The organism is Streptomyces sp. NPDC001549 (genome assembly GCF_042894025.1).
Lineage (GTDB): Bacteria > Actinomycetota > Actinomycetes > Streptomycetales > Streptomycetaceae > Streptomyces > Streptomyces kutzneri.
Genome location: NZ_JBIAVJ010000002.1, coordinates 24,334 through 37,677, shown reverse-complemented (window position 1 = coordinate 37,677; position 13,344 = coordinate 24,334). Strand labels below are relative to the sequence as shown.

Below are 13,344 nucleotides of genomic sequence, written 5' to 3'. Positions count from 1 at the left end.
CGCGCCTCCGTTGCTGCTGTCATCTACTTGGCTCCGAGCGCCTTCTGGAGGTTCTTCAGGTTGGACCGCATGACCTCGAAGTAGTCAGCGCCCTGGGACGTGTCGGTGATTCCTTCGAGCGGGTCCAGAACATCGGTCTTCAGGCCGGTGTCCGTCGCCAGGGTCTTGGCCGTCTTGTCGCTGGCCAGGGTCTCGAAGAACACGGTGGTGACATTGTCCTTCTTCGCGACGGCCTGAAGATCCTTCATCCGGGCCGGGCTCGGCTCGGACTCGGGGTCGACGCCGGAGATGCCCTCCTGGTCGAGGCCGTAGCGCTCGGCGAGGTAGCCGAAGGCGGAGTGGGTGGTGATGAAGGTCCTGGAGGCGGTGTTCTTCAGGCCGTCCTTGAACTCCGTGTCCAGCGCGGTCAGTTTGCCGACGAGCTCGTCGGTGTTCTTCCTGTAGTCCGCGGCGTGGCCGGGGTCGGCCTTCTCCAGGGCGGCGCCGACGCCCTTGGCGATCTCCGCGTACTTGACGGGGTCGAGCCAGACGTGCGGGTCCTTGCCGCCCTCGCCCTGGCTGTGGTCGTGGCCCTCGCCCTCGGCGTGGCCCTCCTCGGCGCCGTGGTCGTGGCCGGAGGAGCCGTGGGCCTCCAGTGCGGTCAGGGTCGCGGCGTCGACGACGTTCTTCACGCCGGACTGGGCGACGGCCTTGTCGACGGCGGGCTGCAGGCTCTTGAGGTAGAGGACCACGTCGGCCTCGCCGAGCTGCGCGGTCTGCTTCGGTGTGATCTCCAGGTCGTGCGGTTCGACGCCGGGCTTGGTCAGGCCGTCGACCTTCACGTGGTCCTTGCCGATCTGCTCGGCGACGAACTGCAGGGGGTAGAACGACGCCGTCACGCCGACCTTGCCGTCCTTGCTGCCGCCGGCGCCGCCGGCTCCGGAGCAGGCGGTCAGGGCCGTGGCGCCGAGGGCGACGGCTCCGGCGAGGGCGGCGGTGGGTATGAGGCGTCGTACGTTCATGACATCCATTTTCATCAAAGATGGAAACGATTGTCAAAAACCCAGGTGGGAGGCCTGGGCGGGCGGGCCTGGAAGGGGAACCGATTTGAAAGGGGGGGTGCGGGCGCCGGTAATCTAAAGACTTCGCCGTTCGTCCTCGTAATGAAGAGAGCACCGTGGCCGCCGACAAGATCGAAACCATCGTCAGCCTGAGCAAGCGCCGTGGCTTCGTTTTCCCGTGCAGTGACATCTACGGCGGCTCCAAGGCCGCCTGGGACTACGGTCCGCTCGGTGTCGAGCTCAAGGAGAACATCAAGCGCCAGTGGTGGAAGGCCATGGTCACCGGGCGCGAGGACATCGTCGGCCTCGACTCTTCCGTGATCCTGGCCCCCGAGGTCTGGGTGGCCTCCGGCCATGTCGCCACTTTCTCGGACCCGCTGACCGAGTGCACCTCCTGCCACAAGCGCCACCGCGCGGACCACCTTGAAGAGGCGTACGAGGCCAAGCACGGCCGTCTGCCCGCCAATGGTCTCGCCGACATCAACTGCCCCAACTGTGGTGTGAAGGGCCAGTTCACCGAGCCGAAGCAGTTCTCCGGCATGCTGGAGACCCACCTCGGCCCGACCCAGGACACCGGCTCGAAGGCGTACCTGCGCCCCGAGACCGCCCAGGGCATCTTCACCAACTTCGCCCACGTGCAGACCACCTCGCGCAAGAAGCCCCCGTTCGGCATCGCGCAGGTGGGCAAGTCCTTCCGCAACGAGATCACTCCGGGCAACTTCATCTTCCGCACGCGCGAGTTCGAGCAGATGGAGATGGAGTTCTTCGTCAAGCCGGGCGAGGACGAGCAGTGGCAGGAGTACTGGATGCAGGAGCGGTGGAACTGGTACCGCGACCTCGGCATCCGCGAGGAGAACATCCGCTGGTACGACCACCCGAAGGAGAAGCTGTCCCACTACTCGAAGCGCACTGCCGACATCGAGTACCGCTTCAACTTCGGCGGCAACGAGTTCTCCGAGCTCGAAGGCGTCGCCAACCGCACCGACTTCGACCTCAAGGCGCACTCCGCGGCCTCCGGCCAGGAGCTCGTGTACTTCGACCAGGAGACGAAGGAGAAGTACACCCCGTACGTCATCGAGCCGGCGGCCGGTGTGAACCGCGCCATGCTCGCCTTCATGCTCGACGCGTTCAACGAGGACGAGGCCCCCAACGCCAAGGGCGTCATGGAGAAGCGCACCGTGATGCGCTTCGACCCGCGCCTGGCCCCGGTCAAGGTCGCCGTCCTGCCGCTGTCCCGTAACGCGCAGCTGTCGCCGAAGGCCAAGGGCCTCGCCGCCGACCTGCGCAAGTTCTGGAACATCGAGTTCGACGACGCGGGCGCCATCGGCCGCCGCTACCGCCGCCAGGACGAGATCGGTACGCCGTTCTGCGTCACCGTCGACTTCGACACCCTGGACGACAACGCGGTGACCGTGCGCGAGCGCGACACCATGAAGCAGGAGCGCGTCTCCCTGGACCAGATCCAGACCTACCTCGGCAGCCGCCTGCTCGGCTGCTAGGTCCTGCCGCACGAAGACCGGTGGCCCGGTGCGCTCGCAGCGCACCGGGCCACCGGTCTTTTCGCGGGGCGGGCCCGGATCAGGAGGCCGCTGCCGCCTGGGCCGCCGCCTCGGCCGCGCGGCGCTCGCCCTCGGCCTTGGACCGCTTCCCGTACATGGCGGTCCATACGCCGAGTGCGCCCAGCACCCCGTAGATCATGATCGGGCTGACCGCCACCATGGTCTTGGTGTCCAGCGTGTAGGCGAGGAGGACGCGGACGAGGGCCTCGGTGACGTAAGCGAGGCCCCACACCAGCGTCATCCGGTTCATCGTGGTGCGGAAGCCCTCGTACTGCCACAGGCCGTTCCACCAGGCGGTGCTCTCCGGGGTGCCGTCGGTGGCGAACTTGCGGCCGAAGTAGAACATCAGCGGGCGCGGCGCGAGCAGCGTCCCCAGGCAGAGCAGCCCGAAGAGCCCGGTGACCCCCGAGTCCTTGATGAGCAGGGCGCGGGCCGAGTGCGCGCCGACGAGCGAGACGACGGCGGTGATCACCAGGAACACCAGGGTGACGACGGCGAACTCGTCGAGCTTGCGCCGCCAGGCCAGGCTGATGACGCTGTCGAGCACCGGCCAGGTGCTGCTGAGCAGCAGCGCGGAGAACTCGCTCCAGCCGTGGTCCTCGGTAAGCACGTTGTACGTGATGACCGGCGCGACCACGTTGAGCCCGATGGTCAGGATCCAGCCGAGGGCGGCGGCGCCGCCCGAGCGCTCCGGAGGTGCCGGCTGTGCGTCGTGAGTTGGCGGAGTGGACAAGGTTCCCCCCTGGAACGTGCCTGATGAAGTGTGCGGTAGGGGGACCGTAAGGAGCTTGACGGGACGCGAACAACCAAAACGCGGCCAAAATGATCATCAAGTTGACCGGACTGACGGATTCCGGACGGCTTCCGGCCGGTGGTGGCCCCGCGTCAGGCGCGCAGGCCCCGGATCACGAGGGCGGTGACCGCCTCGAACTCGGTGATGATCGTCGGCGAGAGCCAGTCGGCTGCGTACTGCGGGTCGTGGAAGCGGCCGGTGGCGTCGAACACCGCGCGGGCCGCCGCCGGCACATCGTCGGCGGCGAGCGAGCCCGCCGCGACGCCCTCGGCGATGATCCGGCCCAGCTGGTCGATCAGCTCGGTCAGGTGCGCGTCCACCACGCCGCTGTTCTCGGCGAGCAGCACGGTGTAGGTGGCGAACAGTTCCGGGTCGTCGCCCGCCTTGTGGCGCTTGGCCTCGAAGAGGGCCTCCAGCCATGCCTCCAGCTTGGAGGGGGCGCTCCCGGTGGGGGCCGAGGCGATCTCCTCCAGCATGACCACGCTCCTGGCGAGCCAGCGGTCCGTGACGGCCTCGCGCAGCGCCGCCTTCGACGGGAAGTGCCGGTACACGCTGCCGTGGCTGACGCCCAGGGCGCGGGCCACGTCCACCACGGTCGCCTTGGTGGGACCGAAGCGGCGCAGCACCTCCTCGGTGGTCGCGAGGATGCGCTCGGGAGTCAGGGGCTCGGCAGCAGCGGGAGGCATGGGTACGACCGTACCGTCAGCTCAGTGCTCACTGTCGAGGTGGGCCATCTGGGCCGCCGGGTACCTCTCGCCGGCCGCGGCGCCGGCCGGGACGGCCTCCTCGACGGCGGCCAGGTCGGCGGCGTCGAGGGAGACGTCCATGGCACCCAGTGCCTCGGCGAGCCGGTCCCGGCGCCGGGCGCCCACCAGCGGCACGATGTCGACCCCGTGCCGCGGCCCCTGCGCGAGCACCCAGGCGATCGCGGTCTGGGCGACGCTCACGCCCTTGCCCTCGGCCACCTTGCGCAGCGCCTCCACCAGGTCGAGGTTCCGGTCGAGGTTGCCGCCCTGGAAGCGGGGGCTCATGCCGCGGAAGTCGCCCGGGGCCAGTGCGCGGTCGCGGGTGAAGTGGCCGCTGATCAGGCCGCGGGACAACACCCCGTACGCCGTGATCCCTATGCCGAGCTCGCGGGCGGTCGGCAGGATCTCGGCCTCGATGCCGCGGGAGATCAGCGAGTACTCGATCTGGAGGTCGGAGATCGGGGCCACTGCGGCGGCCCGGCGCAGGGTGTCCGCGCCGACCTCCGAGAGCCCGATGTGGCGCACGTGCCCGGCCTCGACGGCCTCGGCGATGGCCCCGACGGTCTCCTCGATCGGCACGTCCGGGTCCACGCGCGCGATCCGGTAGATGTCGATGTGGTCCCGGCCGAGCCGCTGGAGCGAGTAGGCCAGGAAGTTCTTGACGGCCTCCGGCCGGCCGTCGTAACCGGTGAAGCCGCCCTCGACCGTGCGCAGCGCGCCGAACTTGACGCTGGTCAGCGCCCGCTCGCGGGCCTCGGCGGGCGCCGTGCGCAGGGCCTCGTTGATCAGCAGTTCGTTGTGCCCCATGCCGTAGAAGTCGCCGGTGTCCAGCAGCGTGTGCGTGCCGTCGGGGGTGGCGTCCAGATAGGCGTGGATGGTCGCGACGGACTCGGCGCGGTCCGCCTCCCCGTAGAGGGCGGACATCCCCATGCAGCCCAGCCCCAGCGGGAAGACGGTGGGGCCGGTGCTGCCAAGAGTGCGACGGTCGGCGGTCACGTAGGTGCTCTCGTTCTTCGTCATGCAACGAGAATGGCATGACGAGTGACAGATTTCAATATCTGTCACTCGTCAGTGTTAGGCGAGGGTCCGCAGCACCAGGGCGGCCGCCGCGACCAGGGTCAGTACGGCCGCCGGCGCCAGCTCGTAGTCCTTGACCCGGAGGTGGCTGATGACCGCGCCGATGAAGTAGAGGGTCACGCCGATGGCTGCGGCCACGCCGAGCGGAGTCACCCACAGGCCGGCCACCAGGCCGATCGCGCCCGCGGCCTTGAGTGCGGCCAGACGCGGCAGCCACGAGTCCGGGACCTGGACCTTCTGCATGCTCGCCACGATCTGGTCGTTGCGCTGGAGGGTGAAGGTGGCCGAGGCGGTGAGGACGAGGGCGAGCAGGACGCCGACGGCGGCATAGGCGATGAACATGAAGATCTCCAACGGTCGGTGATGTGAAATCATTGAATAGCATCAACGATATCCCCAATTCAATCATTTCCTGGTTGCTACGATGTGGACCATGACGGCAGATCAGGACGGACCGCACCCTCCCCAGCGGCTGGGCCTGCTGCTGGCCTGGCACGGATCGGTCACCCAGACGCGGATGAAGCGGGCACTCGGTGCGGCCGGGCTCACCCCGCGGCACGCGATGACGCTGATGCACCTGGAGGGCGGCCCCATGAGCCAGCGGGCGCTCGCCGAGCGGCTGGAGGTGGACCCGAGCGTGCTCGTCGGGATCCTGAACGACCTGGAGGGCGAGGGCCTGGCCGAACGCCGCCGGGACCCGGCCGACCGCCGCCGTCACAACGTGGCCATCACCGACGCCGGAGAAACGGCCCTCCACATGACGAACACCGCCCTCGACGAGGTCGAGAGCGGCATCTTCGCGGGCCTGTCTGCCGCGGAACGCGACCTCCTGCGCGGCCTCCTCGACCGGGTCAACACCTCGGCCGAGGACTTCAACTGCGGCGAGTAGCCACCAGGAAGAGGCGACCTAGCCGCGCGGCGAACCCGTCGTCGTCGCGGTGGTGCCGACCGCGTCCTCCAGGGTGCGGGCGGTCCGTTCCGCCGTCGCGCGGGCCCATGTACCGCTCGTCGCCGCGCCCACGACCAGGACGAGCAGCCCGCAGACCGTGATGATCCACCAGGCCGGCTGGGCCGCCGCGGAGAAGTCCGCGCCGCTCGCCAGCCCGGCCGCCAGCACCGAGCCGATCACCGCGACGCCCAGGGTGCCGCCGGTCTGCCGGCTGGTGGAGGCGATGGCGGCCGCGACCCCGGCCTGGGAGCGCGGCATCCCGGACACCGCCGTATTGGTGATCGGCGCGTTCACCATGCCGAAGCCGAGCCCGAACAGCATGTACCCGGTGAACAGGAGCGGGTTGGACGTCTCGGCCTCGAACAGGGCGAACAGCAGCCCGCTCGCCGCCATCGACACCCCCGCGATCAGCAGGCAGATCCGCGGCCCGCGGCTGCCCACCAGCCGCCCGGCCAGCGGGGCGAACAGGACGGTCAGGCCGGCCATCGGCAGCATGTAGAGCCCGGCGTGCAGGGCACTGAGCCCCCGTACGTCCTGGAGGTACAGCGTGTTCAGGAAGAGGAAGCCGGCCAGCCCGGCGAAGGCGCTGATCGCGATCACGGTCGACCCGCTGAAGGGCGCGCTCCGGAAGAACCGGAGATCGATCAGCGGCTCCTCGCAGCGGGGCTCGTGGATCAGCAGCCCCAGGAACGAGGCGACGGCCACCACCGCGCACCCCATGATCAGCGGCGAGCGCCACCCGGCGGCCGGCGCCTCGATGATCCCGTACGTCAGACTGCCCAGCAGGGCGATGACCAGTACCTGCCCCAGCGGGTCCGGGCGGCGCGGCCGGGCCGCCCGGGACTCGGGGATGTGCCGCAGGGTCAGCGCGAACGCCGCCAGCCCGATCGGCAGGTTGATCAGGAAGATCGAGCGCCAGCCCACGGAGTCCACCAGCACCCCGCCGATCAGGGGCCCCGCCGCCATGGAGATGCCCCCGACCGCCCCCCACACACCGATGGCCCGGGCCCGCTCCGCGGGATCGGTGAAGGTGTTGGTGATGATCGACATCGCCACCGGATTGAGCATCGCGCCGCCCACCGCCTGCACCATCCGGAAGACGATGAGCCAGTCGAGGCTCGGGGCGAGCGAGCAGAGCAGGGAGCCGCCGGTGAAGGCCACCAGACCGGCCACGAACACCTTCCTGCGCCCGATCCGGTCGGCCGTGGAGCCCGCGAGCATGAGCAGCGAGGCCAGCACGAGGGTGTACGCGTCGATGCTCCACTGCAGCCCCGCGACAGAGGCGTCCAGGTCGCGGCGCATCGAGGGCAGAGCGACGTTGAGCACGGTGTTGTCGAGGCTGACGATCAGCAGGCTCATGCAGCAGATCGCGAGGACGAGCGTGCGCTGCCGGGGACTCGGCTCGATCATGCGCCGATGCTACGTCCCCCGCACCCCCTCGGCATGCGGGACAATGGGCGGATGACCACGCTCCCTCCGCCTCTCGCGATCGGCCCGCACACCGTGCAGCCCCCGGTGGTGCTCGCACCCATGGCCGGCATCACCAATGCCCCGTTCCGGACCCTCTGCCGGGAGTTCTCGGGCGGCAAGGGGCTGTTCGTGAGCGAGATGATCACGACCCGCGCCCTGGTCGAGCGCAACGAGAAGACCATGCAGCTGATCCACTTCGACGAGACCGAGAAGCCTCGCTCGATTCAGCTGTACGGGGTGGACCCGGCCACGGTCGGCAAGGCGGTCCGCATGATCGTCGAAGAGGACCGCGCCGACCACATCGACCTCAACTTCGGCTGCCCGGTCCCCAAGGTGACCCGCAAGGGCGGCGGCTCGGCCCTCCCCTACAAGCGGAACCTGCTGCGCGCGATCCTGCGCGAAGCCGTCGCGGGCGCCGGTGACCTGCCGGTCACCATGAAGATGCGCAAGGGCATCAACGACGACCACCTCACCTACCTCGACGCCGGCCGGATCGCCGTTGAGGAGGGGGTCACCGCGATAGCCCTGCACGGCCGGACCACCGCCCAGCACTACGGCGGCACCGCCGACTGGGACGCCATCGCGCGGCTCAAGGAGCACGTGCCGGAGATCCCGGTGCTCGGCAACGGCGACATCTGGTGCGCCGAGGACGCGCTGCGCATGGTCCGCGAGACCGGCTGCGACGGCGTGGTCGTGGGACGCGGCTGCCTGGGGCGGCCGTGGCTGTTCAACGACCTGGTGGCGGCCTTCGAGGGGCGCCCCGAGGACTTCCGCAAGCCCACCCTGCGCGAGGTGGCCACCACCATGCACCGCCACGCGCAGCTGCTGGGGGAGTGGATCGGCGACGAGGCGCGCGGGGTGATCGACTTCCGTAAGCACGTGGCCTGGTACCTCAAGGGCTTCTCGGTGGGCTCCGAGATGCGCAAGAAGCTCGCGGTCACCTCTTCCCTGGCCGAGCTGGACGCTCATCTGAGCGAGCTCGATCTGGATCAAGCATGGCCGGAGAGCGCGGACGGGCCTCGCGGTCGGACGTCCGGAAACAACCGAGTTGTCCTGCCGGACGGCTGGCTGAAGGACCCGTACGACTGCGCGGGTGTGAGCGAGGACGCTGAACTGGACACCTCCGGAGGCTGACAAATCGCCCTCCGTGGTGCGTGATATACGCCACGCATGGGAAGGGTTTCGCTCAGATGAGCACAGAAGTCACGGGTAAGACTTTCAAAGGGTGGCACTGGGTGCCACCCTTTGTGCGTTCAAGACTTGAACGCAAATGTATCGATGATCGCTCATCCGGGCGTGATCAGGCCTCAGGAGCCCCCTCACCCTTCGGGATGTGAAGGCTCTTCGTACTTTCTGATTACCCATGAGTTACTTTCGATCTGCTGGCGCACGGGTGGTTACAGCCGTATGACGACCAAGTGGACGTACCCAGAAGCCTTTGATCTGGGTATGTTCCTGGCCGTCAGGGCAGCCACCGAGCCTCGAGGAGTCGAGACCCGTGTCGGAAAACAAAGATCAGAAGTTCGTCTACGACTTCACCGAGGGCAACCGCGACCTCAAGGACCTTCTCGGCGGCAAGGGAGCCAACCTCGCCGAGATGACCAACCTTGGTCTGCCGGTCCCTCCCGGCTTCACCATCACCACCGAGGCCTGCAAGGTCTACCTCGAGAGCGGCACGGCCCCGGCCGCGCTGCGCGAAGAGGTCAGCGCCCACCTTGCCGCCCTCGAGGCGAAGATGGGCAAGAAGCTCGGACAGTCGGACGACCCGCTGCTGGTCTCCGTGCGCTCCGGTGCGAAGTTCTCGATGCCCGGCATGATGGACACCGTCCTGAACATCGGCCTCTCCGACGAGTCCGTGACCGGCCTTGCCTCCCAGGCCGGTAACGAGCGCTTCGCGTGGGACTCGTACCGCCGCCTCATCCAGATGTTCGGCAAGACCGTGCTGGACGTCGACGGCGAGCTCTTCGAGGAAGCCCTCGACGAGGCCAAGGCCGCCAAGAAGGTCACCGTCGACACCGACCTCGACGCCGCCGACCTGAAGAAGCTGGTCACCCGCTTCAAGAAGATCGTCGCCAAGCAGGCCGGCCGCGAGTTCCCGCAGGACGCCCGCGAGCAGCTCGACCTTGCCGTCGAGGCCGTCTTCAACTCGTGGAACACCGACCGCGCCAAGCTCTACCGCCGCCAGGAGCGCATCCCGAGCGACCTGGGCACCGCGGTCAACATCTGCTCCATGGTCTTCGGCAACCTCGGCCCCGACTCCGGCACCGGCGTCGCCTTCACCCGCGACCCCGCCAGCGGCCACGCGGGCGTCTACGGCGACTACCTGCAGAACGCCCAGGGCGAGGACGTCGTCGCGGGTATCCGCAACACCGTGCCGCTCGCGGACCTGGAGGTCATCGACAAGGCCTCGTACGACCAGCTCATGACGATCATGACGACGCTGGAGACCCACTACAAGGATCTCTGCGACATCGAGTTCACCATCGAGCGCGGCCAGCTGTGGATGCTCCAGACCCGTGTCGGCAAGCGCACCGCCGGCGCCGCCTTCCGCATCGCCACCCAGCTCGTCGACCAGGGCCTGATCGACGAGGCCGAGGCCCTCCAGCGCGTCAGCGGCCACCAGCTGGCCCAGCTGATGTTCCCGCGCTTCGACGAGGGCGCCAAGACCACCCTGCTCGGCCGCGGTATCGCCGCCTCCCCGGGCGCGGCGGTCGGCAAGGCCGTCTTCGACTCCTACACGGCCGTCAAGTGGTCCCGCTCCGGCGAGAAGGTCATCCTGATCCGCCGCGAGACCAACCCGGACGACCTGGACGGCATGATCGCCTCCGAGGGCATCCTGACCTCGCGCGGCGGCAAGACCTCGCACGCCGCCGTCGTCGCCCGCGGCATGGGCAAGACCTGTGTCTGCGGCGCCGAGGAGCTCGACGTCGACACCAAGCGCCGCCGCATGACGGTCGGCGAGACGGTCATCGAAGAGGGCGACGTCGTCTCCATCGACGGCTCCACCGGCAAGGTCTACCTCGGTGAGGTACCCGTCGTACCGTCCCCGGTCGTCGAGTACTTCGAGGGCCGCATGCACGCCGGCGCCGACGACGCCGACGAGCTCGTCGCCGCCGTCCACCGGATCATGGCCTACGCGGACCGCGTCCGCCGCCTGCGCGTGCGCGCCAACGCCGACAACGCCGAGGACGCGCTGCGCGCCCGCCGCTTCGGCGCCCAGGGCATCGGCCTGTGCCGCACCGAGCACATGTTCCTCGGCGAGCGCCGTGAACTGGTGGAGCGACTGATCCTCGCGGACACCGACGAAGAGCGCGAGGCGGCACTCAGTGCCCTCCTGCCGCTGCAGAAGAAGGACTTCGTCGAGCTGTTCGAGGCGATGGACGGCCTGCCCGTCACCGTCCGCCTCCTGGACCCGCCGCTGCACGAGTTCCTGCCCGACATCACCGAGCTGTCGGTGCGCGTCGCCCTCGCCGAGTCCCGCAAGGACCACAACGAGAACGACCTGCGCCTGCTCCAGGCCGTGCACAAGCTGCACGAGCAGAACCCGATGCTGGGTCTGCGCGGTGTCCGCCTCGGCCTGGTCATCCCCGGCCTGTTCAAGATGCAGGTCCGGGCGATCGCCGAGGCCGCCGCGGAGCGCAAGAACGCCAAGGGTGACCCGCGCCCCGAGATCATGGTCCCGCTCGTCGGCACCGTCCAGGAGCTGGAGATCGTCCGCGACGAGGCCGACCAGGTCATCGCCGAGGTCGAGGCCGCGACCGGCACCGACCTCAAGCTGACCATCGGCACGATGATCGAGCTGCCGCGCGCCGCCCTGACGGCCGCCCAGATCGCCGAGGCCGCGCAGTTCTTCTCCTTCGGCACGAACGACCTGACCCAGACGGTGTGGGGCTTCTCCCGCGACGACGTCGAGGCCAGCTTCTTCACCGCCTACCTGGAGAAGGGCATCTTCGGGGTCTCGCCCTTCGAGACCATCGACAGGGACGGCGTCGGCTCCCTCGTCCGCCACGCGGTCAAGCAGGGCCGGGCCACCCGCCCCGACCTCAAGCTCGGCGTCTGCGGTGAGCACGGCGGCGACCCCGAGTCCGTCCACTTCTTCCACGAGGTAGGCCTCGACTACGTCTCCTGCTCGCCCTTCCGGATTCCGGTGGCGCGCCTTGAGGCCGGCCGTGCGGCCGCCGAGGCGAAGGGCAGCGACAGCCGCTGACCCACGGCCCGCCAAGGGCCCCATAGACCGCGCCTGTCCCCGGGTTCCCTGACGGCCCGGGGGCGGGCGCGCCTATTTTTGTTGTTCAACAAATCTTTACGCCAGCAGGCGGTGGACGGATCCCCACCCGTCCACCGCCGCTGTCATTCTGCCGGGCACGTCGGCGCTTCCCGGTGCGACCGACCGCCAGGCCCCGCAAAGCCCCCCACGGCCTTCGCGGAGCGTTTCGGTCGCACCGGAGTGTGCCCGGCGGAGTACAGGATTTCGGTTGTCACGCCCCCGCCGAAAGGGGTTTCAACTGTGGCCGAAAGGGCGTGGTGACAACGTGTGACGGCATGCATACTCATGGAGCGGGGGGATTGCGGTTGCACAGGTGGGGGTTCGGTGCTGCGTATCCATTTCACTGGAGTGGACCTGGCACGCGTACGGATGGCAGGGCGTCCCGATGCGTTGTGGGAAACGATTCTGAGCTTTCACCGCTTAAGAGACCGGCGCGATGCCCGGTTGTTCGGTGAATGGCGTACGGAAACCCGGAGCAGGTTGAATAGTGAAACACGCACGCTCGGTATGCTCATACCGAGTCGTGGCTATTTCCCCGATTTCTTAACCCCTGTGGAGGGGCAGTACGGGTGGGACGTGGGCCTCGACGCGCTGCGCGGGATCCGTCCCGAGCGCATGCGGCGCGAGCTGCAGCTGCTGGGCGCCGGTGCGCCGATGACCCCGCGGCTACGGGAGTTCATGGACGCCGGTGAGAAGCAGCTGCCGCGGCTCATGGGCGAGCTCCGCGCGTACCACCGGGCCGCCGTGGAGCCGTACTGGACGCATATCCAGGCCCAGATCGAGGCCGAGCGCGCCGCGCGCGGCCGGGCCCTGCTGGACGGCGGCGCGGACGAGCTGCTGGACTCGCTGCCGCCCATGCTGCGCTGGCGGGCCCCGGTGCTGGAGTGCGACTACCCCGTGGACCGTGACGTACGGCTGCGGGGGCGCGGGCTGCTGCTCCAGCCCTCCTTCTTCTGCCGGCGCACCGCGGTGACCCTGCACGATCCGGAGCTGCCGCCGGTACTGGTCTACCCGGCCGCCGCGCAGCTGGCCTCGGCGCCGGCAGGGGGTGAGGCGGCGCGGCCCGTGGAGGAGCAGCGCCAGCGCACCCTGGGCAAGCTGGTCGGGCACACCCGCTCGGTCGTGCTGCGGGCCATAGGGGACGGAGCGACCACCAGCGAGCTGGCCCGCCGGGCCGGGGTCTCGCTGGCCTCCGCGAGCCAGCACGCGTGCGTGATGCGGGAGGCGGGGCTGGTGACCACGCTGCGGCGGGGGAACGCGGTGCTGCACACGGTGACTCCGCTGGGGGCTGCGCTGCTGAAGGGTGGGGCCGTGGCCTCATGACGGTGGCCGCACCTCGGTGGGATGAACCCGTCGGGGTGCGGCCGGTTGTGCGGGTGCGGCGCCGTTGCGTGGGCGCTGCCCCCGGGCCCCCGCGCCTCAAACGCCGACGGGGCCGGAAGA

General features: G+C 69.2%; 11 protein-coding genes. 5 read left to right on the top strand and 6 right to left on the bottom strand.

Annotated features, from left to right (window positions below):
* Positions 1 to 23: 23 nt before the first annotated feature.
* The gene (locus tag ACFY04_RS03060) at positions 24 to 1,001 is read right to left on the bottom strand and encodes a metal ABC transporter substrate-binding protein (RefSeq protein ID WP_389113949.1); all 978 of its coding nucleotides are present in this window, start codon (positions 999 to 1,001) and stop codon (positions 24 to 26) included.
* Between the two features lie 155 nt (positions 1,002 to 1,156).
* On the opposite strand from ACFY04_RS03060, the gene ACFY04_RS03055 reads away from it, so the two are divergent.
* Complete coding sequence (locus ACFY04_RS03055; protein ID WP_351149467.1) at positions 1,157 to 2,539, top strand: glycine--tRNA ligase; 1,383 nt, start codon at positions 1,157 to 1,159, stop codon at positions 2,537 to 2,539.
* Between the two features lie 79 nt (positions 2,540 to 2,618).
* On the opposite strand, the gene ACFY04_RS03050 is transcribed toward ACFY04_RS03055, so the two are convergent.
* The 4 genes from ACFY04_RS03050 to ACFY04_RS03035 all read right to left on the bottom strand — a co-directional run bounded on the left by ACFY04_RS03050 (position 2,619) and on the right by ACFY04_RS03035 (position 5,557).
* Positions 2,619 to 3,332 carry a VC0807 family protein gene (locus tag ACFY04_RS03050; protein WP_389113948.1) on the bottom strand — a complete coding sequence of 238 codons (714 nt, stop codon included), beginning with the start codon at positions 3,330 to 3,332 and terminating at the stop codon, positions 2,619 to 2,621.
* A gap of 152 nt (positions 3,333 to 3,484) precedes the next feature.
* Positions 3,485 to 4,078: a TetR family transcriptional regulator gene (locus ACFY04_RS03045; protein ID WP_030008968.1), complete on the bottom strand. Its 594-nt coding sequence runs from the start codon at positions 4,076 to 4,078 to the stop codon at positions 3,485 to 3,487.
* A 21-nt stretch (positions 4,079 to 4,099) separates the two neighbouring features.
* Positions 4,100 to 5,158, bottom strand: a complete 1,059-nt coding sequence (locus tag ACFY04_RS03040; RefSeq protein ID WP_389113947.1) for an aldo/keto reductase — start codon at positions 5,156 to 5,158, stop codon at positions 4,100 to 4,102.
* 54 nt (positions 5,159 to 5,212) lie between these two features.
* On the bottom strand, positions 5,213 to 5,557 hold the full coding sequence (locus ACFY04_RS03035) for a DoxX family protein (protein ID WP_389113946.1): 345 nt from the start codon (positions 5,555 to 5,557) through the stop codon (positions 5,213 to 5,215).
* Between the two features lie 91 nt (positions 5,558 to 5,648).
* Between ACFY04_RS03035 and ACFY04_RS03030 the strand changes: the two genes are divergently transcribed.
* Entirely contained in the window at positions 5,649 to 6,104 is a 456-nt protein-coding gene (locus ACFY04_RS03030; RefSeq protein ID WP_389113945.1) for a MarR family winged helix-turn-helix transcriptional regulator, read from the top strand.
* An 18-nt stretch (positions 6,105 to 6,122) separates the two neighbouring features.
* Here the strand turns inward: ACFY04_RS03030 and ACFY04_RS03025 are convergent, their stop codons facing one another.
* Positions 6,123 to 7,574, bottom strand: coding sequence for an MFS transporter (locus ACFY04_RS03025; RefSeq protein WP_389113944.1), 1,452 nt, complete (start codon positions 7,572 to 7,574; stop codon positions 6,123 to 6,125).
* Between the two features lie 51 nt (positions 7,575 to 7,625).
* On the opposite strand from ACFY04_RS03025, the gene dusB reads away from it, so the two are divergent.
* The 3 genes from dusB (at position 7,626) to ACFY04_RS03010 (ending at position 13,224) form a co-directional block, all read left to right on the top strand.
* A complete protein-coding gene (gene dusB, locus ACFY04_RS03020; RefSeq protein ID WP_389113943.1) occupies positions 7,626 to 8,768 on the top strand; it encodes a tRNA dihydrouridine synthase DusB in 1,143 nt (380 codons plus the stop codon).
* 364 nt (positions 8,769 to 9,132) lie between these two features.
* Positions 9,133 to 11,841 carry a pyruvate, phosphate dikinase gene (gene ppdK / locus ACFY04_RS03015; RefSeq protein ID WP_389113942.1) on the top strand — a complete coding sequence of 903 codons (2,709 nt, stop codon included), beginning with the start codon at positions 9,133 to 9,135 and terminating at the stop codon, positions 11,839 to 11,841.
* A 384-nt stretch (positions 11,842 to 12,225) separates the two neighbouring features.
* Positions 12,226 to 13,224: an ArsR/SmtB family transcription factor gene (locus tag ACFY04_RS03010; RefSeq protein WP_389113941.1), complete on the top strand. Its 999-nt coding sequence runs from the start codon at positions 12,226 to 12,228 to the stop codon at positions 13,222 to 13,224.
* Positions 13,225 to 13,344 lie beyond the last annotated feature (120 nt).

Excerpts from the sequence above, each read along its gene's own strand:
- ACFY04_RS03045 (WP_030008968.1), bottom strand. The coding sequence starts at position 4,078 with ATGCCTCCCGCTGCTGCCGAGCCCCTGACTCCCGAGCGCATCCTCGCG.
- ACFY04_RS03060 (WP_389113949.1), bottom strand. The coding sequence starts at position 1,001 with ATGAACGTACGACGCCTCATACCCACCGCCGCCCTCGCCGGAGCCGTC.
- ACFY04_RS03025 (WP_389113944.1), bottom strand. The coding sequence starts at position 7,574 with ATGATCGAGCCGAGTCCCCGGCAGCGCACGCTCGTCCTCGCGATCTGC.
- ACFY04_RS03035 (WP_389113946.1), bottom strand. The coding sequence starts at position 5,557 with ATGTTCATCGCCTATGCCGCCGTCGGCGTCCTGCTCGCCCTCGTCCTC.
- ACFY04_RS03030 (WP_389113945.1), top strand. The coding sequence starts at position 5,649 with ATGACGGCAGATCAGGACGGACCGCACCCTCCCCAGCGGCTGGGCCTG.
- ACFY04_RS03040 (WP_389113947.1), bottom strand. The coding sequence starts at position 5,158 with ATGACGAAGAACGAGAGCACCTACGTGACCGCCGACCGTCGCACTCTT.
- dusB (WP_389113943.1), top strand. The coding sequence starts at position 7,626 with ATGACCACGCTCCCTCCGCCTCTCGCGATCGGCCCGCACACCGTGCAG.